Source organism: Nocardioides carbamazepini (assembly GCF_024614185.1).
GTDB lineage: Bacteria > Actinomycetota > Actinomycetes > Propionibacteriales > Nocardioidaceae > Nocardioides > Nocardioides carbamazepini.
Genome location: NZ_JAHTLF010000025.1, coordinates 688083 through 707572 on the forward strand (window position 1 = coordinate 688083; position 19490 = coordinate 707572).

Sequence of the window (19490 nt, forward strand, 5' to 3'; positions counted from 1 at the left end):
CGCCGGGGCGCCGCCCTACGATGACCCGGACAGCCCCACAGGGACGGACGGCGGAGACGAGGGCGGCGTGACGGCTGAGCAGGCCGACCAGGTCGCGGACCCGTTGACCCTGAAGATCCTCGAGGCCGTGGTGGCGCTGATGCGCGACGGGGGGATCAGTGCCGTCACCACGGGCTCGGTCGCCGCTGCCGCGTCGGTCAGCAAGGCGACGATCTACCGACGCTGGCCCTCGATGAGCAAGCTGGTCGCCGAGGCGGCCGCGCACGCCTTCCCCGAGGTGACGGTGCCCGACCTCGGCGACGTCGTCGCGGAGCTGCGCTGGTTCCTGACCGAGCGGATCCGGCAGTACGCGGAGCCCGGGTCGGCCCGGCTGGTGGCCAGCCTGATCGGCGCATCGGTCAGCGACGACCACGTCCAGGCCTTCTTCCGGTCGTGGGTCGCCGCCCAGTCGCAGAGCAGCCGCGCGGTCTTCGAGCGCGCGGTGGCGCGTGGCGAGTTCCCCGCGGACCTCGACATCGACGACCTGCGCACGGTGATGTCGGCCCCGGTGATGTTCCGGGCGGTGGCCGAGGACGGCGTACCGGACGAGGCCCTGGTGGAGACGGTCCTCGCGATGGTCCGGGCGGTGCGAGCCTCCGCCTGAGCGGACCCCTGGGGGCGTGCTCAGTCGGTCAGCAGGATGGCCCGCACCGGGCACGCCGCGGCGGCGGTGCGGACGGCCGGCTCGAGCTCCGGTGCCGGGTCCGGGTCGAGGAGCACCACGGTGCCGTCCTCGTCGTCCTGGTCGAAGTGGTCGGGAGCCATGCCCACGCACACCCCGGCCGCGATGCAGGACGCGGCTTCGACGGCGATCCTCATCGGCCCTCCCCGTGGACGTCGACCAGCACCTCGAGCGCGGTGTGGATGGTGGTGCGGTTGAACCGCAGGTCCGCGGGCCGGGTGACCAGCCGCAGGGAGGGGAACCGCGCGAAGAGCCGGCTGAGCACGACCTCCAGCTCCAAGCGGGCCAGTGCCTGGCCCAGGCACTGGTGCACGCCATATCCGAAGGCGACGTGCCGGCCGGGCTCCCGGGTGACGTCGAGGACCTCCGGGTCCGGGAAGACCGCGGGGTCCCAGTTCGCCGCGAGCAGGGAGGCGAACACACCGTCGCCGGCGCGCATCGCCGTCTCGTTGACCGTCACGTCGTCGAGTGCCGTGCGGGAGCCGATGAACTGCGCGATGGTGAGGTAGCGCAGCAGCTCCTCCACCGCCCGCGGCCACAGGCCGGGGTCGTCGGCGAGCAGGGCCACCTGGTCGGGATTCTCCAGCAGCAGCACCGTGCCGAGCGCGATCATCGAGCTCGTCGTGTCGAGGCCGCCGATCAGCAGGTCGAGCAGCATCCGCCGGGTGCCCTCACGGCTCAGGTGCCCGGGAAGCAGCTGCCCGTGCACCAGCCGCGAGGCGAGGTCGTCGCGCTTCTCCCGCTCCCGCTCCCGGTCGGCGATCACCGCGTCGAAGTAGTCGAGGAGAGCCGTCATCGCGCCGGCGGACTGCTCCGGGTCGCTCGCCTGGCTCATGAAGGTGGCCAGGTGCGCGCGGAGGAGGGCGCCGTCCTCCGCCGGGAGTCCCATCAGCTCGCAGGTCATCAGCGCCGGTACGACGTCACCGAGTGTGGTGACCAGGTCGATCGGCTGCGGGGCCGCGGCAAGGGCGTCGAGCAGATCATCGGTGGTCCGCTCGAGGAACGGTCGGTGGCTGCGCACCCGCTTGACCAGGAACTCGGTCTGGACCATCCGGCGCTCGTGGTCGTGCTCGGGGGGGTCGGTCTTGTCGAAGGTGCCCTTGACCTTCCAGAACTGGAGGGCCGCCGCGCTCGGCGAGGGCATCACGCCAGGCCGGTGCGGGTCGGAGCTGAACCGCGGGTCGCCGAGCACGCCGAGGACGTCGGCGTGGCTGGTCGCCAGCCAGGCGGTCTCGCCGCTCCACAGCGCGACCCGGGCCATCGGACAGCCGTCCCGGCGCAGCGCGGCGTACTCGCCGGGTGGGGTGAGTGCGGTGGCACGGTCGAAGGGCCACGCTGGGATGACGTCGTCGACGGTCACAGGACCTCCTGAACTAGGGTACGGTACCGTACAGTACCGTTGAATCTAGGAGGTCCGATCGCGTGACGTCAAGTAGCCAGGGGACGCCGACGGCGGCGATGGTGCGAGAGATCCCGGCGCACGAGGAGCGCCGGGTGCGCAGTCACTGGGTGGACGTCAACGGACACCTCAACGTCCAGCACTACTTCACCCTCGCGGTGACGACGGTGGGCTATTGGTACGAGGACATCGGTCTCGACCAGCGCTATCGCGTCGAGCGGCGGCACTCGCTCTTCACCCAGGCCCACCACCTGACCTACCACGCGGAGGTGGCGCTGGACGACCGGATCTCCGTGCGTCCCCGGCTGCTGGCGCGCAGTGCGCGGGCCGTGCACGCCCGCTCCTTCCTCGTCAACGAGACCAGGGACCGGCTCGCCTGCACCCTCGAGGTGGTCTTCGTGCATGTGGGACTCGACGACCGGGCGACGGCGGCGTTCGCGCCGGACGTCGCCGGCTGGATCGACGCCGCGGCGGCGGCGCAGCCGGCGCTGACCTGGGACCCGGGAGCCGGATCCGTGCTGTGGCGTCCGGGCGGCGTCGCCGCCTAGCTCGAGCGACCGGCAAGGGGATCAGCCGTGGCCGGCGCACCAGGTGTCGCGCTTGGTCGGCTTCGCGACGAAGACGGTCCGGATCAGCCCGGCCTGGAGGGCGGAGTAGAGCTCGATCTCCTTCTCCACGAGCCGCCGGGCGCCGGGCGTCCGCGCGAGCACGAGTGCCTCCGCGTGCCGCCACACCATCTCCCGCCAGCCGCGCATGATCACACCGGCGACCGCCTCCTCGGCCGTGCCCGCGTCGATGTCGTCGAACGTCGGGTCGAAGCGCGCCGCCTCCTCCGCGAACACGGGGGCGTAGAGGCTGTCGAGCCGGTTGTTGTAGCGGTTGTGGTCCGCCTTGTGGCTGCCCGCCGGGCCGGAGAGGCCGGCGGTCGCCAGGACGCGGGGGAAGTCGCTGTTGATGTGGGCGTTCATGGCGAGCAGGAAGTTGCCCAGACCGCTCATCGCCCGGTCGTCCTCGGCCTCCAATGCGATCCGCCACGCCGCGGGGATGCCCGTGCGCAGGCCGGCCTCCCACCGGCCGGTGGTCTCGAAGTACATCTCGGCGAACACCGCGTCGACGCGGTTCAACCAGGCGCGGTCGGCGAAGTACCCGCTGCGCACCGCGTCGCGGACGTTCTCGGTCACCCGCAGGTAGGCCAGGGAGAAGACGGCGCTGTGCGAGCAGGAGTCGACCAGCCCGGTCAGCCGGTCCTCCATGCGGGCGACCACGTCGTCGATGCAGGCGTCCGCGCCGTCCACGCAGACATCACCGGTGTACGGCGTCGCCGGCACCGGGATCGGTGCCAGCAGCCCGACCAGTCCGTCCAGCGGCGGCAGGAGCAGGCCGCGCAGCGGATCCGGGTCGTCGTCGTACCCGGCAGCCGAGGCGGGGAGCGCGAGCGCGCCGGCCGCGAGCAGGCAGGGCAGCAGGACGGCAGCCAGGACGCGGGTGAGGGTGGTCACATCCCGAGAAACGAGCAACCGCTCGCCTTGGTCACGACGAGGCTGTGGAAAGTCGTTCGACGGAGCCGGATCCGCGGTCCATCGTGGTGGTATCACTTTGATGCCAAGGAGGAGTACGATGACGGTCATGGCCTTCACCCTGCGAACCGACGATGAGCTCGACGCCGCTCTGGCCGAGCTCGCGGCGACGCAAGGCCTCTCGAAGCAGGAGGTCGTGCGTCGCGCGGTGCTCGACCTGCATCGGCGGACCCAGCACAAGAGCCGGGTGGTGGCGGCGTCGGCGGCATCGCGTGAGCGGTGGGGCGCCGTGCTCGACCGTCTCGGCTCGGTCTGATGGTCGAGTATCTCGACCTGGAGGACCTGCTGGAGCTGACCGACGACCTCCGGGCGGGGCCGGTGCGTGACGCCGGGTTGCTTGAGGCGGCAGTGGCCCGGCCGCGAACGACGGTCTTCGGTGACGACGCCTACCCGCGGCTGCTCGACAAGGCCGCTGCGCTGCTGCACTCGATCTGTAGGAACCACGCGCTGGTGGACGGCAACAAGCGGCTGGCCTGGTTGGCCACCGACGTCTTCCTGCGGATCAACGGCATCGTCCTGGTGCTGCCCGACGACGACGCCTTCGATCTCGTGATGGCGGTCGCTGACGGAAAGGCCGATGTCGCCGAGATCGCCGCCGCGCTCGACCGGGCGGTGCTGCGGCTTGAGTAGGCTCGAACGGTGAGCGCCAACGACATCAACGGGGACATCAACGGGCACATCGACGAGCACCTCGCGGGCGCCGGGTTCGAGACCCGGGCCATCCACGCCGGCTACCGCCCCGATCCGACCACCGGCGCGGTGATCCCGCCGATCTACGCGACGTCGACCTACGCCCAGGACGGCGTCGGCGGGCTGCGGGGCGGCTACGAGTACAGCCGGTCGGCCAACCCGACGCGGACCGCCCTGGAGTCGACGCTGGCGGCACTCGAGGGCGCGGCGCACGGGTTCGCCTTCGCGTCCGGCCTCGCGGCCGAGGACACGCTGGTCCGGGCGCTGTGCAAGCCCGGTGACCACGTGGTGCTCCCCAACGACGCCTACGGCGGCACGTTCCGTCTCTTCGACAAGGTCGCCACGACCTGGGGGATCGAGCACAGTCCGGCGCCGGTGACCGACCTCGACGCCGTCCGGGCCGCGATCCGGCCGGGCACGACCCGGTTGGTCTGGGTCGAGACCCCCACCAACCCGCTGCTGTCGATCGGCGACATCGAGGCGTTGGCCGCGGTGGCCCACGACGCGGGGGCGCTCCTCGTCGTCGACAACACCTTCGCATCGTCGTACCTCCAGCAGCCGCTGGCCCTCGGCGCCGACATCGTCGTCCACTCGACCACGAAGTACGCCGGCGGCCACTCCGACGTCGTCGGGGGAGCGCTCGTCGTGGACGATGCCGGTCTGGCCGAGCGGATCGGGTTCCACCAGAACTCCATCGGCGGCGTCGCCGGCCCGTTCGACGCCTGGCTCGTGCTGCGCGGACTGAAGACGCTCGCGCTGCGCATGGAGCGGCACAGCGACAACGCCGAGAAGGTCGCCGACTTCCTCTCGAAGCATCCCGCCGTGAGCCAGGTGATCTACCCCGGCCTCGCCGACCACCCGGGGCACGCGATCGCGTCGCGCCAGATGAGGCGGTACGGCGGCATGGTGTCCTTCCGGGTCACCGGCGGTGAGGAGCAGGCGCTCGCGATCTGCGCGGCGACGTCGGTCTTCACGCTCGGCGAGTCGCTGGGCGGCGTCGAGTCGCTCATCGAGCACCCGGGGCGGATGACCCACGCCAGCGTCGCCGGGACCGATCTCGAGGTGCCGGCCGACCTGGTCCGGCTCAGCGTCGGGATCGAGACCTCGGAGGACCAGATCGCCGACCTGGAGCGCGCACTCGCGGTCACCGCATGAGCCGACGGTCTAGCCTGGCCCGGTGACCAGCGAGGAGCCGACCGAGCCCGAGAAGTCGACCGAGCCCGAGCAGGACCACGCGGTCGAGGAGGCCCAGGAGGACGAGCCGCCGCTGGGCCCGGACGAGGGCGAGCGCGAGGAGCGGCTGTTCCGCCGGTTCGCCCACCAGTGGGCGCTGGCCCGCGAGGAGCGGGAGGGGCGCCGGCACGAGCAGCCGACGTTCGCGACCGGACCGTCCAACCTGCGCCGCGCGGAGGTGCCCTATGGTCTCGACCTTGCCGCGGGCTGGGCCTGGCGGCTGCTGCTCATCGCCGGCGCCGGCTACCTGATCCTGCGGCTGGTCGGCTACTTCGCCGTCGTGACGGTCCCGCTCGCGGTGGCGCTGCTGATCAGCGCCCTCGCGGCACCGTTCGTGTACGCGGTGACCCGCGTCGGCATCCCGCGTGGGCTGTCGGCGCTGCTCGTCGTCATCACCGGCTTCGCTCTCGTCGGCGCGCTGCTGACCTTCGCCGGACAGCAGGTCGCGGCGGGAGCGCAGGACCTGGCCGACTCCACGGTCAAGGGGCTCGAGGAGATCCGGCACTGGCTCAAGGACGGGCCGCTGAACGCCAGCGACTCCCAGATCAACGACTGGATCAAGAGCGCCCAGGACATGATCCGCGAGCGCTCACAGGACGGCGAGGTGGTCAGCCAGGTCACCGAGGTCGGCGCGGCTCTCGGTCACGTGGTCGCCGGCTTCTTCATCGCCCTGTTCGCGACCTACTTCTTCCTCGCCGACGGCGATCGGATCTGGTCCTGGGTCGTCCGCCTGGCGCCGCGGGTCGCGCGCGAGCGGGTGGACAGCTCGGGGAAGGTCGCGTGGCTGTCGCTCGTGCAGTTCGTCCGGGCCACCGTGATGGTCGCGCTCGTCGATGCCATCGGCATCGCGATCGGAGCGGCCGTCTTGAACGTGCCGTTCGTGCTCGCGATCGGCGTGCTGGTGTTCCTCGGCGCCTTCGTCCCGATGATCGGCGCGACGATCGCCGGCAGCGTCGCGATCCTGGTCGCGCTCGTCGACCAGGGACCGGTCACCGCCCTGCTGATGCTCGCCGTCGTGATCGGCGTGCAGCAGCTCGAGGGCCATGTCCTGCAGCCGTTCCTGCTCGGCCGCTGGGTCTCGCTGCACCCGCTCGGCGTCATCCTGGCCATCGCCTGTGGTGTCCTGGTCGCGGGGATCGCCGGCGCGCTGGTCGCCGTACCCCTGGCGGCCGCGGCGAACGCCGTGGTCCTGCACCTGGCCGAAATGGCCGAACCGCCGGCCCCCGTGGAGGAAGCCGGCGGTCCGGAAGCGGAGGAACCTCAGCCGGCGTAGGGCTTCGCGTCGAGGATGATCACGGTCTGCTGCTTGCCGTTGACCTCGTAGGAGACGGTCTCGCCCTTGCTGCGGCCGTTGATGGCCCGGCCGAGCGGCGACTGCGGCGAGTAGACGGTCAGGCCGTCGGGGTCGATCTCGCGCGCGCCGAGGAGGAAGGACTCCGCCTCGTCGTCGTCATCACCCTCGAACTTGTAGGTCACGACCATGCCCGGCTCGACGACACCGTCGTCGGGCGGCGTCTCGCCGACCTCGGCGCGGCGCAGCATGTCCTTGAGCTGGAGGATGCGGGCCTCGTTCTTGCCCTGCTCCTCGCGGGCCGCGTGGTAGCCGCCGTTCTCCTTCAGGTCACCCTCGTCCCGCGCGGCACTGATCTCGGCCACGATCTCGGCACGCCGAGGCCCCTGGAGATGCTCCAGCTCGGCCTGCAGCTTGTCGTAGGCGTCCTGGGTCAGCCAGATGGTGTTCTGACCGCTCTGGTCGGTCTGCGTCATGGGTGCTCCTGTACTGCTCGTCGCGTACCCCTGCGGGTGCATGAACGATCGAGTCTACCGGTAGCGCGGCTGACCGGCCGCCTTGCAGCCGAGCCACTCGACCGTCGTAGCACGCCTCTCGGTGCGCACCGTGAACTCCTGCACGGCGCCGTCCTCGCGGGTCGGTGTGACGCTCAACTGGCCCATCACGGCCTTGTCGTGGGAGATCGCCCGGGCCACGCAGGTCGCGTCGACCGGATCGTCGCCGTAGGACACGCGGACCTTGATCGTCGCCGTGTGGTCGTCGACGATCTTGAAGCCGATCTCCTCCGAGGAGACCGCAGGATTGGCGTGGAAGAGCATCGCCCACAGCAGCCAGCCGAGGAAGGAGACCGCCACCACGCCCGCGCCGACGACCACCGCCGTACGCCGAGCGCGCGAGGGCGCGCCATAGCGCTCGGTCAGGGACGGCGGCACGGGGCCGGGGCGCGGGCTCACCGATCCATGATCCCATGTGCCCCCTCCCTACGATGGGGGGCATGCCCATCACGCACTCGCCCGTCACCGACCGCTCCGGGCTGCGGTTGATGCACGTCCACGCCCACCCCGACGACGAGTCGAGCAAGGGGGCCGCGTCGACGGCGATGTACGCCGCGCAGGGCGCCGAGGTGCGGGTGGTGACCTGCACCGGCGGTGAGCGCGGATCGATCCTCAACCCGAAGATGGACCGGCCCGAGATCCTCGAGAACATCACCGAGGTGCGTCGCCAGGAGATGGAGCGGGCCCGCGACATCCTCGGGATCTCCCAGTCCTGGCTGGGCTTCGTGGACTCCGGCTGGCCCGACGGCGACCCGAAGCCGCCGCTGCCCGAGGGCTGCTTCGGCCTGGTGCCGCTGGAGGAGGCGACCGAGCGGCTGGTGCGCGAGATCCGGGAGTTCCGCCCGCACGTGATGACGACCTACGACGAGCGCGGCGGGTACCCGCACCCCGACCACATCCGCTGCCACGAGGTGAGCGTGGCGGCCTTCGAGGCAGCGGGCGACCCGGACCGCTTCCCGGACGCGGGGGAGCCCTGGCAGCCGCTGAAGCTCTACTACCACCACTCGTTCAACCGCCCGCGGATGCAGGCGCTGCACGACGCGATGCTCGAGCACGGCCTCGAGTCGCCGTGGGGCGAGCGGCTCAAGGAGTGGACGCCCGAGCCCGACTGGGATGCCCGGATCACCACTCGGGTGCCGTGCGCCGACTACTTCGGCGTGCGTGACCAGGCGCTGCTGGCGCACGCGACGCAGATCGACCCGGACGGACACTGGTTCGCCATCCCACGGGAGCTGCAGCAGGAGGTGTGGCCGACCGAGGACTACGAGCTCGTGGCGAGCCACGTCACCGCGCCGATGCCGGAGGACGACCTCTTCGCGGGCGTCACCCCGGGTGCCTGAGCGCGGCGCTGCCTGACACACTGAGGTCATGCACGCTGCCGTCGCCACCGCCGTCAACGCCGCCACCGGGCTGCTGGTGAACGCCAAGGACGAGCCGGTCGACCAGGACACGAACATCGTGGCGGGCTGGACGGCGCTGTGGGTCTTCATCGCCCTGATCGTGGCGGTCGGGCTGATCGGCTGGGCGCTGACCCGCAGCCTGCGCACCGCGGAGCGGGCCAAGGAGGCCGGCGTGTACGGCGATGCCCCGACCGCTGACGACACGGCGGTCGATGCGGCCGGCCCCGATGCCGGGCCGGACGGGCCCGACGCCCCCGAGGGTCACGCCAGCAGGTAGCCGCCGACCAGCGCGAGCATCTCGTCGAGTAGCTGCTCGCGGGTCACCAGAGCCGGCTGGTCGAGCACCCAGCGCATGGCCAGGTTCTCGACGGCGAGCACCACGACCCAGGCCGCGACCGCGGCATGGGGGCGATGGCTGGTGTCGGGACGGGCGGCGAGATAGGTCGTGACCAGCTCGCGGACCCGACGCTCGAGCGCGGCCCGCCGCTCGCGGCTGCGCTGGGCTGGGAGCTCCTCGGCGACGACGCGGAGCAGCTCGCGATCAGCCTCCAGCGCGGTGACGAGCGCGTCGGCGGTGTCGCGGACCATGGTCGGCCCGAACTCGCCGATCCGGTCGGTGAGGGAGGCGGCGACGCGCTCGGCGACCTCCTCCCAGTACCGGTCGATGACGACGTCGAGGATCGCGGCCTTGTCGGGGAAGTACTGGTAGAGCGAGCCGGGACTCACGCCGGCCAGCGTCGCGACCCGGTTGGTGCTGAAGGCGTCGTACCCGCGCTCGACGAGGACGGCCCGCCCGGCGGCGACGATCCGCTCGACCATCTCGCGGGACCGGGCCTGCTGGGGGGCTTTGCGCACGGCAGCAGGGTAGGACATTCGCGAGTTGAATGCGAGCAATCGCTCGCGTCAGGATGGAGCCATGAGCACCGACGTGGCCCCGGTGGCCGGCGAGTCCCGCGAGCGTCCCTATCCGACCCGGTTCCGCGCCGGCGGCGAGCGCAACCGCCGCCTGGGGCGGCCGCTCAAGCTGGTCGGCCGCGTCCACGGCGTGGACGAGGCGCTGCTCGACCGGATCGGCCGGGCGATGTTCGAGCGCGACGAGCTCGGCGCGCGCCTCGCGGACGCGATCCGGTTGCGAGGGGACGCCCCCGAGCGGGTCCGGATGGACCAGTTCCGCCGGGCGCTCGAGGGCGGGCTCGCCGCCGTACCGGACGCCCCGCCGGCGCTCGTGGAGTTCTGCACCGCACTCGAGACCGACCCGGACTGGCTCGACCGCGACCTGGTCGAGGAGGGCGCCCGGGTGTTCCGGCGCCTCGGGCAGAACGCGCAGGACGTGCTGCTCCAGCTGTCCCTCGTCGGCGGCTACCGGTTCGGCGGCCCCACCGACCTGCTCGTCGCCACGGGCGGCCTGACCGGCAGCCAGACCCTGCGCCGCCTCGCCGAGACCCAGAAGTGGGGCGCCAGCCTCACCGACCCGCTCTCCCTCCTGCCGCCGCGCGACGGGCAGGCGCCGGGGGAGGGCTGGCGGCTGACCGTCCACGTGCGGCTCATGCACGCCCTGGTCAACCACGCCTTCGAGGACACATGGGACACCCCGACCTGGGGTCTCCCGATCAACCAGGCCGACCAGGCCTCCACGCTCGGGCTCTTCGACGGGGTCCTCATCATCGGCTCGCGTGCCCTCGGTGTCCCCGTCTCCCGCTCCGAGTCGCAGGCGCTCATGCACCTGTGGAAGTACGTCGGCTGGTTGATGGGGGTGCACGCCGACTTCCTCGTCGACGACGAGTGGGAGCGCCACCGCATCGACTACCACGTGCTGCTCGCGCAGGGGCCGATCACCGAGGCCGGCCCGCAGCTCGCCCGGGCCGTGGTCGAGGCCCAGGCGCTGCGCCACTACCCGGGCTGGCCGGCGGCGCTCCAGCCCCTGCGGGCCCGCTACGAGCGCGAGCGGCTGCTCTCCATGCTCACCGTCTTCCTCGGCCCCGAGAGCATGCGGGAGTTCGACCTCCCGCTGCGCCCGCCGTGGGCGCACGGCTACCTCGTCGCGCTCAACACGCTGCGCTACCGCGTCGTCAAGCACCTTCCCGGCGGCCGCGACCGGCTCGCCCGGTGGGGGAGCCGCCGGGCGCAGTGGCTGCTCGACAGCTACTTCCAGGGGGAGCGGGAGGACGTGGGCGAGCTCAGGGCGTGAGCCCCAGCTCGGCCATCGAGACCGGGAGCGAGGCGCCCCCGTCCTCGTCGCGCCCGGGCCAGGTGAGCGCGACGCAGCCGTCCTGCACCTCGACCACGTCACCGCGGTCGGTGCCGAGCAGCAGCCGGACCGGCTCGGGGGGCGAGCACTTGCCCAGCACCAGCGGTCCGGGCGCGTCCCATGCGTCGGCCACCCGCCGCAGCTGGTCCTCGGACAGCGGCTCGGCCGGGCTCTCGCCGTAGCCGCGGCACACCGCGCCCGAGACGATCCGCTCGCGCCCGGGCCCGGCCGGACTGGGCGCGGGCGTCGCGGCGCAGTCGAACGCGCCGTCGTAGGGCCGGGAGTAGGCGAGGTGGTCGCGTTGGTCGGCGAGGGCGTCGAGGTACATCGACACCAGGTCACCGCCATCGACCATGAGGCCGACGGCACCGGACGGGACGCACGGACTCGCCGGCGTCAGCACCGACGTCCCGTCGTCGTAGACGAACAGCAGCGACTGCCGGCTCGGAATCACGCTGATCGCGGCGCAGCGGGCCGGGTCGAACTCGTCGAGTGCCGCCAGCCGCCCGGTGAGGTCATCGACCTCGGTCAGGGCGTCCGGCGTCTCGGGCGCGGCGGGGTCGGGACACAGCCGCAGACCGACGAGCCCGTCGAACGTACCGGGGTAGGTGGCGTCCTCGGTGGCCGGATCCGGCAGCCGGGCCGGGCAGGGCGGGACGTCGTACGGAGCCGAGGTGGGCTCCTGCGCCACCTGGTCGCGGTCGTCGCCACGGGTGCCGACCACTGCGGCGGTCGCGGCGCCGACCAGGATGACGGCGGCGAGACCGGCACCCATGGCGCGGCCCCGGTCGCGTCGCCGTCGCGCGGTCGCGGCCAGTGCGTGCGGCTCGAAGGTCGGGGCATCGTCGGGGACGGCCTGCTCCAGCAGGTCGCGCAGTCGCTCACTCATCGCTCTCCTCCAGCAGTCCGGACTCGCGGAGGCTGCGCAGGGCGCGGGATGTCTGGCTCTTGACCGTGCCGATCCCGATCCCGAGCGCGGCGGCGGTCTGCGCCTCGGTCAGGTCGTCGAAGTACCGCAGGACGACGACCGCTCGCTGCCCCCGGGGGAGCCGGGTGAGCGCCGCCAGCACGTCGTGTCGCAGGCCCGGATCCGCCGCTGCCGGCGGCTCCGGCTCGGGCAGCTCGGACGTCGGCAGCTCGCCGTTCCAGCGGCGTCGCCACCAGTCGGTGTACGTCGTCACCATGGTGCGTCGCACGTAGGCCTCGACCGCCTCGGCGTCGGTGATCCGGTCCCAGCGCCGCCAGCACTTCAGCAGCGCCGTCTGGACCAGGTCCTCGGCCCGGTGCCGGTCGCCCGTCAGCAGCCACGCGCTGCGCCACAGGGCGCGGCTGCGGGCGGCGACGTACTCGTCGAACGACGGCAGCCGACCGGTCGCCTCGTCGTCGAGCACGGGTACAGCGTCGCGCATTCCTCCACCTCCATGAGGCAGGACGGGCTGGATGCGCGAAAGGGTTGTCAGCCGGCCTCGGCGACCTCACCGGTGTCGCGGGCCAGGTAGACCCAGGGGAAGGCGCGGCAGCCGACCTGCCAGCCGTCGCGCCCGAACCGCGCGAGGCCGCCGCCGATCGCCGACCAGCTGTGCCCGGTGACGCTCAGGCGGCTGTGTAGTCGAGCAGCAGCTGGGTGACCATGATGTCGACCCGGGTGGGTGTCTCCCCGCTGCTGCTGGGGGTGAGGCGTCTGGTGCCGGTCGGGTCGATGAGGTAGTGGGCCCCGTAGGGATCGCGCCAGATCACGATCCCGGGGAACGGATGTCGTGCTTCCCACCCGGTGTGGGTCTTGATCCGGTGATGGGTCCGGGTCAACGGTCCGAGGTTGTCGACACTCGTCGCGCCCCCCTGGCTGTGGGGGATCGCGTGGTCGAGGTCCATGCGGCGGGTGGTGTTGGCCGCGTAGGGGAACACGTCGGCGGGGTGGATCAGGTGCACGGCCTCGCGGAGGCGGGCGGGGATCTCGTAGGCATCGACCGGTGCCATCCCAGCCAGGTCGAGCACCGGGGTGACCTGGACCTTCGCGGCCGTGGCGTCCAGCAGCTGCACGACCCGGCCGATCGTGAGTGGCCCGTGGCCCTCCACACGCGCGACCGGTGAGTCGGGTGTGAGGTGGAGGTAGACCTTGGCCCGTACCTTGACCGGACCCACCGACAGATCGGGACGAGCCGCTGGGTTCAGCAGGAGTGCTGCGGCCGCGACCCGGCGGTCGTTCACGACACTGTCGGGCATCGACTCGGTCAGCTTGTCCGCGACCGTGGCCACCGCGGCGTCGATGCCGGCGATGGTGAGGGCATCGGCCTTGATGATCAGGGTGCTCATGCCGTGCCTGTTGACCCGGGAGACACGCACGCCCCGCTCCCGCGCCGCAGCGTCCTCACGCTGACGGGCGAGTTCGGGGGCCGCGGCCGCGACCTTGCCCTCGACCAGGGCCTCGAACCGGGCCCACGCCAGACGACCGTCCGCGACCTCGACCACCTCACCATCGACCCACCCGGCCTCCTCAGCCGACAGGTCACGGGTCACCTGGGCGACGTGACGCGCATGCGCCACCCGGACCGTGCCGGCCTCCACGCCGGCCCACAACCGCGGGAGCCGTAGCTGGAGATCGACGGCGTCGGCGATCAACCGCCGCGCACCATAGGGGCTGGTCTGGACCCGGGCACCGAACACTGCTGCGGCGTGCTCGGTGATCAACGGCGTCCCGACCCCACCCACACGACGAGCCCTCGACCTGCCCCGACGATCACCGGGCGGGAGCCGGTCCGGGGAATGGAGCACCGCCCACTGATACGCCGCCCTCAAGATCTCCCGCTCAGCTGACAGGCGCGCAGCATGCTGGGCCTCGACAAAGTCGAGAACCCCCGCCGCCGACAGGTCCTCCAGACCCGCCACCACCCGATCACTGACCATGCCCCAACCCAACAACAGGGGTCCGACACAACCCCACTCCCGCCGGACGCACCAGCGGCGCCGGTCCTGGTGGACCGGCGCCGCTGACCGACGAGTGTCGGGGCTCAGCCCATCGCCGCCTTCTGGCAGGTGGTCTGCGCGTTGACGAACAGCTCGGCGTCGGCCGGGTCGATGCCGGTGGCGTCGGCGTCGGCCAGCGCCTGCAGGGTCTTCGCCGACGCGTCCTCGTAGACCTCGTCGATGAAGCAGGTCACGACCTTGTTGACGATGTCCTCCGGCATGTCGATGCCGGTCTGCTCGCCGGTCTGCTTCACGACCTCGGCGTAGCCGGCGACGACGTCGTCGCGGGACGGCTTGTCGCCGTCAGCCTCGTCGCCCTCGGTCGTGTCGTCGCCCTCGGGGGCGTCGCTCTCGGGGGCGTCGCCGGCGTCGGTGTCCTCGGTCTCGGTGGTCTGCGAGGTCTTGTCCTCGCTGTCGGGCTTGTCCGCGTCATCGCTGCCGCAGGCGGTCAGCAGGCCGGAGAGTCCGACGGTCGCCGCCAGGAGCAGGCCGGGGATTCGTGTACGCATCTCTTCGTTGTCTCCTCAATCGGATCGAGGCCGCCCTCTGGTGGGGCCTCACCGGGACCGTCCTACCCATCCGGAGCGGGCCGAACCTCATGACCTTGCTCATGACCTTCCTCACGACCTTCCGCCGGCCATCCGTCGGTGTCCTCACTGTCGGCGTCGTGTGGGACATTCCTGTCGTGGCCCGCCCGACCCGTCCCGATGTCCCTGGTGCCCATGTCGCACGGCTGCGCGCGATCTTCGCCCGGCTGCCGGAGTGCCGCGAGGAGGACGCGTGGGTCGGGGTGCGCTGGCGGGTGGCCGGCACGACCGCCACGGTCGCACACGTCTTCGGTGGCGAGGACCAGCTGTTCCGCATCGTCTTCCGCGCCGAGCCGGAGGAGGTGATGGCCTTCCAGCACCTCGGGGCGCCGTACTTCAAGGCGGACTGGGGCGGCAACGTCGTCGGGATGCTGATCGACGACGACACCGACTGGCAGGAGCTCGGCGAGCTCCTCACCGACTCCTTCTGCCTGCAGGCACCACAGCGCCTGGTCGACCTCGTCGACCGGCCCCGGGCCTGAGTGGCCGGCTCAGCCCTCCGCCGAGCGCGACCAGCCCTGCTCGGTCTCGTCGACCGGCGCCCACTTCGGGATGAGGAAAAGTCCGGTCGCCTCGACGGCGGTGTCCTCGCCCGGCACGCCGATCCGGGCCTCGACGGTGATCTTGCGGCCCTCCTCGCCGGCGATCCGCGCCTCCATCCGGACCGGCCCGAGAGGCAGCGGTCGGCGGTAGCGCAGGGTGAGGGTGCCGGTCATCGTGAGCCGCTTGAAGCCGCTCGCGGTCTCGCCCATGATCTGGTCGAGCATCAGCGCGGAGACGCCGCCGTGCACCATCCCGGGCGGTCCCTCGTACGCCGCCCCGAGCGTCATCTCGGCGTACGCGCTGCCGAAGGCGTCGTGCACGATGTCGACGGGCGGGGCGAGCGCGTTGCCTCGGCCCACGACGGCGTTGCCCCAGTTCCAGCTGCGGCCCTCGGAGTTGTAGCGGACGCCGGCAGGTCCCGGCAGCTGCTCGGCCCGCAGTCGGGCGACGAGTCCGTCGACCTCCGCCCGGACGGCGGCCAGCTCGTCGTCGGCGACGGTGCTGCGGACGGTCGCGTCCACGAGATCGCGCACGGAGTCGGCGAGGGCGGAGAGTGCCTTCTCGCGACGCTCGACCTCGGCGGTCGGGATCTCGTCGTGGATGAACATCTCCATGGTCATCCCTAGATTGTGGTCCATGAGCGAGACCCCCGACGCACCGGCCAGCCCCGCGGTCCAGACCATCCGCGTCGACCGCACCCTCGTCATCGGTCTGGACCGCCCGGCCAAGCGCAACGCCATCAACGGCGCGGTGACCCGTGGTCTCGACGAGGCGCTCAACCTGCTCGAGGACGACGACGACCTGTGGTGCGGCGTACTGACCGGCGGGCCGGAGGTGTTCTGCGCCGGCGCCGACCTCGCCGAGGGTCCGGGAGAGCCGACCGAGCGCGGAGGGATCGCCGGGATCATGTCGCGCAGCCGGCCCAAGCCGCTCGTCGCCGCGGTCGAGGGCTACGCGCTGGGCGGTGGCCTGGAGCTGGTGCTGTGCTGCGACCTCGTCGTCGCCTCACGGACGGCGACCTTCGGCTTCCCCGAGGTGAAGCGAGGCCTGATGCCCGACTTCGGCGGCGTCTTCCGCGCGCCGCGGGTGCTGCCCGCCAACGTCGCCCGCGAGATGTTGCTGACCGGCGAGCCGCTCGACGCGGTCCGCGCCGAGCGGCTCGGCTTCGTCAACCGGCTCGTCGAGCCCGGGACGACGCTCGACATCGCCCTCGGGGTGGCGGCCACGATCAGCGGCAACGCCCCGCTCGCCGTGCGGGCGGCGCTCGCGCTGGCGCACGACGAGATCAACGGCGACGAGACCGCGAGCTGGGCGGCCAGCCACGCCGCGCACGAGCGGCTGCTGGCCTCCGCGGACGTCGTCGAGGGGGTTGCGGCGTTCTTCGAGCGGCGCGAGCCGCGCTGGGGCGGGAGCTAGTGGTCGCTACGCTCGGCAGATGACGCACGAACCCGGTGGGAGTCAGGCTCGGCTCGACGTCGCCCGATCGGTGGCGACGGGGCTGCTCGCCGGCGCCGCGCCCCCGGACGACGCGACCCTGACCGAGGTCATGGCGTTGAAGGACCGGCGCAAGCCGTCCCACGCCGTGAAGCTCCTGCGCGAGCGCACCTCGCTGGGGCTCGGAGATGCCCGGCGACTGGTCGACCGCCTGCCCTAGACAGGCGGTGGGCCGGCCGTCCTTGCAGGCCAGTGCCGGTGGGACCGCGGCGCGACGCGTACTGTCGAAGGTCGGAGCCATCCAGGCTTCCTCTCAGAGAGATCCGCCATGAGCGACAAGTCGCCGCGCCAGAGCATGTCCAAGAAGACCGGCAAGTCCATCAAGGAGAAGCGCGCCGACAAGCGCGGCAAGGCGACCGAGGAGACCTTCTCCGACAAGATCCATCCGGGCAAGAAGAAATGACGTTGCTGGGGCTGGGTGTCATCGGCTCCTCGGCCAAGGAGAACGAGCACCGCCTCCCGATCCACCCGGACCACATCCCCGCCCTCGACGCCGACCTGCGGGCGCGGATCACCCTCGAGCACGGGTACGGCGCGCGGTTCGGCGTCGATGACGCGTCCCTCCGCGCGCACGTCGCCGGGTTCGCGTCACGTGCTGAGCTGCTGGCGGACTCCGGTGTCGTGCTGCTGCCCAAGCCACAGCTCGCGGATGTGGCCGCGATGGGCCCGGGGCAGGTGCTGTGGGGCTGGCCGCACTGCGTCCAGGACACCGAGCTCACCCAGGTCGCGATCGACCGTCGCCTGACCCTGATCGCGTTCGAGGCGATGAACCACTGGACGCGGGACGGCGCGGTCGGGCTGCACGTGTTCCACAAGAACAACGAGCTCGCCGGGTACTGCTCGGTGCTCCACGCACTCCAGCTCGCGGGTCTGACCGGCGACTACGGCCGCCGGCTGAGCGCGGTGGTCATCGGGTTCGGCGCGACGGCGCGCGGTGCCGTCACCGCCCTCAACGCCCACGGTGTGCATGAGGTCGCGGTGCTGACCAACCGCGGCGTCGCCGCGGTGGGATCGCCGATCCACTCGGTGCGGATCCGGCAGTTCGAGCACGACCAGGACGGCGGACCCGGCAGTCACGTGATCACCGAGCGTGGCCGTGAGCCGTTGCCGGCGTACCTGGCGGAGAACGACATCGTCGTCAACTGCACCCTGCAGGACACCGCGGCTCCGCTCGTCTACCTGCGCGACGAGGAGTTGGGCGCGTTCCGCCCGGGCAGCCTGATCGTCGACGTGTCGTGCGACCTGGGCATGGGCTTCAGCTTCGCCCGCCCGACGAGCTTCGACGAGCCGACGTTCGTGGTGGGGGAGAACGTCCTCTACTACGGGGTCGACCACTCGCCGTCGTACCTGTGGAACTCGGCGACCTGGGAGAACAGCAACGCGCTGATCCCCTTCCTGCGGCGGGTGCTCGAGGGTGGCTCCGCATGGGACGCGGACGAGACGTTGAGCCGGGCGATCGAGATCCGTGACGGCAGGGTGGTCAATCCGGCGATCCTGGCGTTCCAGGGTCGTGAGGCGGAGCCGCCGTACCGCGTGGCGTGAGGACGCCCGCACCTCGGCAAGATCGGTCATGCGGGGGTGTGCCCGGCCGGGCGATCATCGACCGATGACCCGTTCCGCATCGGCAAGGCTCGCGGCCGTCGTGGACGCGCTGCCTCTCGAACCACACCTGCGCGTCCTCGAGGTGGGCTGCGGGCCGGGGGTGGCCGCCCGCGAGGTCGCGCGCCGGCTCCGGTCGGGCCACGTCCTCGCGATCGACCGCTCGGCCGCGGCGATCGGTCAGCTCGTCCGCGGGTCCACCGACGAGCTGGCCAGTGGGAGGCTCCGCGCCCGGGCCTGTGCCGTCGAGGACTTCGAGCTCGGAGCGGACGACGAGCCCTTCGACCTGGTGTTCGCCGTCCGGGTCGGAGCGCTGGACGGTCGGCACCCGGAGCTCGGAGAACGAGCACTCGCCAGGATCGCGCGCGCGACGAAGCCGTCGGCGCGGCTGTTCATCGACGGGGGTCGTCCGCTGCGAGAGCTGCCCATCCCGCGCTTGCCGACCTGACTCAGGCCTCGCCGCCGATCAGCGCCACCTCGCTCACCAGGCCGATGTGGTCCTGCATCGCACGAGCCGCGGCCGTGGGGTCGCCGGCCGCGATGGCGGCAGCGATCGCCCGATGGCCGGCGAGCGAGGCTTGCGGTCGGTCGGGCTGGGAGAGCGACTCGATCCGGGTCTCGCGGATGAGCGTCGCGATCTCGGCCATCAGCCGGGCCAGCAGCGCGGAGTGGCTGGCCGCGGTGACCGCGGCGTGGAACCTCTCGTCGCCGTCGATCCCACGGCCGCCGGCGGTGATCTCGGCCTCCATGGCGGCGAGCGCGGCCTCGATCTCGCGCAGGTCCTCCTCGGTGTGACGTTGCGCGGCCAGTGAGGCGATCTTGGTCTCGAGGGCGTCGCGGGTCTCGAGGATCTCGGGCAGCCGGTCGGCGTGCGCGCGGATGGCCTGGGCGATGGTGCCCGCCGCCGTCCGGCTGATCACGGTCCCGTCGTTGCGGCGCACGGTGACGACGCCGATCACCTCCAGCGCCACGAGGGCCTGACCCAGCGTGGCGCGGCTGACGCCCAGCTGCTGGGCCAGCTCGCGCTCCGGGGGCAGCCGGTCGCCCACGGTCAGACCGGTGTCGGTGATCCATGAGGTGATCTGCTCGGCGACCTGCTCGTAGAGCCGGGTCCGGGTCACCTTCGGGACGCGGGTGCGGTCGGGTGCCATGTCTGCATGCTATTGACAGCGCTCACAGCGTCCTATTGG

General features: G+C 72.0%; 27 protein-coding genes. 15 read left to right on the top strand and 12 right to left on the bottom strand.

From position 1 onward, the window contains the following. Window positions 1-67 precede the first annotated feature (67 nt). Window positions 68-643, top strand: a complete 576-nt coding sequence (locus KVF89_RS29425) for a TetR-like C-terminal domain-containing protein (RefSeq protein ID WP_257430734.1) — start codon at window positions 68-70, stop codon at window positions 641-643. Window positions 644-663: 20 nt separating this feature from the next. On the opposite strand, the gene KVF89_RS29430 is transcribed toward KVF89_RS29425, so the two are convergent. Next, a complete protein-coding gene (locus tag KVF89_RS29430; RefSeq protein ID WP_257430735.1) occupies window positions 664-858 on the bottom strand; it encodes a ferredoxin in 195 nt (64 codons plus the stop codon). Beyond that, complete coding sequence (locus tag KVF89_RS29435; RefSeq protein ID WP_257430737.1) at window positions 855-2081, bottom strand: cytochrome P450; 1227 nt, start codon at window positions 2079-2081, stop codon at window positions 855-857. The genes KVF89_RS29430 and KVF89_RS29435 overlap by 4 nt, the downstream gene beginning before the upstream one ends. 62 nt (window positions 2082-2143) lie before the next feature. On the opposite strand from KVF89_RS29435, the gene KVF89_RS29440 reads away from it, so the two are divergent. Beyond that, window positions 2144-2668 carry a thioesterase family protein gene (locus KVF89_RS29440; RefSeq protein WP_257430739.1) on the top strand — a complete coding sequence of 175 codons (525 nt, stop codon included), beginning with the start codon at window positions 2144-2146 and terminating at the stop codon, window positions 2666-2668. Between the two features lie 21 nt (window positions 2669-2689). On the opposite strand, the gene KVF89_RS29445 is transcribed toward KVF89_RS29440, so the two are convergent. Then, the gene (locus tag KVF89_RS29445) at window positions 2690-3619 is read right to left on the bottom strand and encodes a DUF5995 family protein (protein WP_257430740.1); all 930 of its coding nucleotides are present in this window, start codon (window positions 3617-3619) and stop codon (window positions 2690-2692) included. Window positions 3620-3737: 118 nt separating this feature from the next. Between KVF89_RS29445 and KVF89_RS29450 the strand changes: the two genes are divergently transcribed. From KVF89_RS29450 to KVF89_RS29465, 4 genes are read left to right on the top strand one after another with little or no spacing between them, the layout of a single operon-like run. Beyond that, complete coding sequence (locus tag KVF89_RS29450; protein WP_257430742.1) at window positions 3738-3953, top strand: ribbon-helix-helix protein, CopG family; 216 nt, start codon at window positions 3738-3740, stop codon at window positions 3951-3953. Further along, window positions 3953-4327 (top strand): type II toxin-antitoxin system death-on-curing family toxin, encoded by a 375-nt coding sequence (locus KVF89_RS29455; protein WP_257430744.1) that lies wholly within the window; start codon window positions 3953-3955, stop codon window positions 4325-4327. The genes KVF89_RS29450 and KVF89_RS29455 overlap by 1 nt, the downstream gene beginning before the upstream one ends. 48 nt (window positions 4328-4375) lie before the next feature. After that, the gene (locus tag KVF89_RS29460; RefSeq protein WP_257430880.1) at window positions 4376-5542 is read left to right on the top strand and encodes a cystathionine gamma-synthase; all 1167 of its coding nucleotides are present in this window, start codon (window positions 4376-4378) and stop codon (window positions 5540-5542) included. A gap of 22 nt (window positions 5543-5564) precedes the next feature. Continuing rightward, on the top strand, window positions 5565-6893 hold the full coding sequence (locus KVF89_RS29465; protein ID WP_257430746.1) for an AI-2E family transporter: 1329 nt from the start codon (window positions 5565-5567) through the stop codon (window positions 6891-6893). On the opposite strand, the gene greA is transcribed toward KVF89_RS29465, so the two are convergent. Further along, a complete protein-coding gene (gene greA / locus KVF89_RS29470) occupies window positions 6881-7387 on the bottom strand; it encodes a transcription elongation factor GreA (RefSeq protein WP_257430748.1) in 507 nt (168 codons plus the stop codon). The two genes, KVF89_RS29465 and greA, sit on opposite strands and share 13 nt — an antisense overlap. Window positions 7388-7441: 54 nt before the next feature. Further along, window positions 7442-7864 carry a DUF4307 domain-containing protein gene (locus KVF89_RS29475; protein ID WP_257430750.1) on the bottom strand — a complete coding sequence of 141 codons (423 nt, stop codon included), beginning with the start codon at window positions 7862-7864 and terminating at the stop codon, window positions 7442-7444. 41 nt (window positions 7865-7905) lie between these two features. Here KVF89_RS29475 and mca point away from each other — a divergent pair, with 41 nt between their 5' ends. Both mca and KVF89_RS29485 read left to right on the top strand, forming a co-directional pair. Beyond that, window positions 7906-8805: a mycothiol conjugate amidase Mca gene (mca, locus tag KVF89_RS29480; RefSeq protein ID WP_257430751.1), complete on the top strand. Its 900-nt coding sequence runs from the start codon at window positions 7906-7908 to the stop codon at window positions 8803-8805. Window positions 8806-8833: 28 nt separating this feature from the next. Further along, window positions 8834-9142, top strand: coding sequence for a hypothetical protein (locus tag KVF89_RS29485; RefSeq protein ID WP_257430753.1), 309 nt, complete (start codon window positions 8834-8836; stop codon window positions 9140-9142). Here KVF89_RS29485 and KVF89_RS29490 read toward each other — a convergent pair. Next, entirely contained in the window at window positions 9127-9720 is a 594-nt protein-coding gene (locus tag KVF89_RS29490) for a TetR/AcrR family transcriptional regulator (RefSeq protein WP_257430755.1), read from the bottom strand. The genes KVF89_RS29485 and KVF89_RS29490 overlap by 16 nt on opposite strands. Window positions 9721-9781: 61 nt before the next feature. Here KVF89_RS29490 and KVF89_RS29495 point away from each other — a divergent pair, with 61 nt between their 5' ends. Next, the gene (locus KVF89_RS29495) at window positions 9782-11053 is read left to right on the top strand and encodes an oxygenase MpaB family protein (RefSeq protein WP_257430757.1); all 1272 of its coding nucleotides are present in this window, start codon (window positions 9782-9784) and stop codon (window positions 11051-11053) included. On the opposite strand, the gene KVF89_RS29500 is transcribed toward KVF89_RS29495, so the two are convergent. The 4 genes from KVF89_RS29500 to KVF89_RS29515 form a co-directional block, all read right to left on the bottom strand. Beyond that, entirely contained in the window at window positions 11043-12002 is a 960-nt protein-coding gene (locus KVF89_RS29500) for a hypothetical protein (protein ID WP_257430759.1), read from the bottom strand. The two genes, KVF89_RS29495 and KVF89_RS29500, sit on opposite strands and share 11 nt — an antisense overlap. Then, the gene (locus KVF89_RS29505) at window positions 11995-12522 is read right to left on the bottom strand and encodes a SigE family RNA polymerase sigma factor (RefSeq protein WP_257430761.1); all 528 of its coding nucleotides are present in this window, start codon (window positions 12520-12522) and stop codon (window positions 11995-11997) included. The genes KVF89_RS29500 and KVF89_RS29505 overlap by 8 nt, the downstream gene beginning before the upstream one ends. A 184-nt stretch (window positions 12523-12706) precedes the next feature. Then, window positions 12707-13822, bottom strand: coding sequence for an HNH endonuclease signature motif containing protein (locus KVF89_RS29510; RefSeq protein ID WP_257430763.1), 1116 nt, complete (start codon window positions 13820-13822; stop codon window positions 12707-12709). 299 nt (window positions 13823-14121) lie between these two features. Then, window positions 14122-14586 (bottom strand): hypothetical protein, encoded by a 465-nt coding sequence (locus tag KVF89_RS29515; RefSeq protein ID WP_257430765.1) that lies wholly within the window; start codon window positions 14584-14586, stop codon window positions 14122-14124. An 89-nt stretch (window positions 14587-14675) separates the two neighbouring features. On the opposite strand from KVF89_RS29515, the gene KVF89_RS29520 reads away from it, so the two are divergent. Further along, window positions 14676-15146, top strand: a complete 471-nt coding sequence (locus tag KVF89_RS29520) for an MmcQ/YjbR family DNA-binding protein (RefSeq protein ID WP_257430767.1) — start codon at window positions 14676-14678, stop codon at window positions 15144-15146. Window positions 15147-15155: 9 nt separating this feature from the next. On the opposite strand, the gene KVF89_RS29525 is transcribed toward KVF89_RS29520, so the two are convergent. Beyond that, window positions 15156-15827: a PaaI family thioesterase gene (locus KVF89_RS29525; protein ID WP_257430769.1), complete on the bottom strand. Its 672-nt coding sequence runs from the start codon at window positions 15825-15827 to the stop codon at window positions 15156-15158. A gap of 16 nt (window positions 15828-15843) precedes the next feature. Here KVF89_RS29525 and KVF89_RS29530 point away from each other — a divergent pair, with 16 nt between their 5' ends. The 5 genes from KVF89_RS29530 to KVF89_RS29550 all read left to right on the top strand — a co-directional run bounded on the left by KVF89_RS29530 (window position 15844) and on the right by KVF89_RS29550 (window position 18748). After that, on the top strand, window positions 15844-16623 hold the full coding sequence (locus tag KVF89_RS29530) for an enoyl-CoA hydratase-related protein (protein WP_257430771.1): 780 nt from the start codon (window positions 15844-15846) through the stop codon (window positions 16621-16623). Between the two features lie 19 nt (window positions 16624-16642). Then, the gene (locus KVF89_RS29535; RefSeq protein WP_257430773.1) at window positions 16643-16861 is read left to right on the top strand and encodes a hypothetical protein; all 219 of its coding nucleotides are present in this window, start codon (window positions 16643-16645) and stop codon (window positions 16859-16861) included. 108 nt (window positions 16862-16969) lie between these two features. Further along, on the top strand, window positions 16970-17104 hold the full coding sequence (locus KVF89_RS29540; RefSeq protein WP_257430775.1) for a hypothetical protein: 135 nt from the start codon (window positions 16970-16972) through the stop codon (window positions 17102-17104). Further along, complete coding sequence (locus KVF89_RS29545) at window positions 17101-18243, top strand: N(5)-(carboxyethyl)ornithine synthase (protein ID WP_257430777.1); 1143 nt, start codon at window positions 17101-17103, stop codon at window positions 18241-18243. Before KVF89_RS29540 ends, KVF89_RS29545 begins: the two co-directional genes overlap by 4 nt. Window positions 18244-18307: 64 nt before the next feature. Beyond that, a complete protein-coding gene (locus KVF89_RS29550) occupies window positions 18308-18748 on the top strand; it encodes a class I SAM-dependent methyltransferase (protein ID WP_257430779.1) in 441 nt (146 codons plus the stop codon). A gap of 1 nt (window position 18749) precedes the next feature. On the opposite strand, the gene KVF89_RS29555 is transcribed toward KVF89_RS29550, so the two are convergent. Next, window positions 18750-19451: a FadR/GntR family transcriptional regulator gene (locus tag KVF89_RS29555; RefSeq protein ID WP_257430781.1), complete on the bottom strand. Its 702-nt coding sequence runs from the start codon at window positions 19449-19451 to the stop codon at window positions 18750-18752. Window positions 19452-19490: the final 39 nt, after the last annotated feature.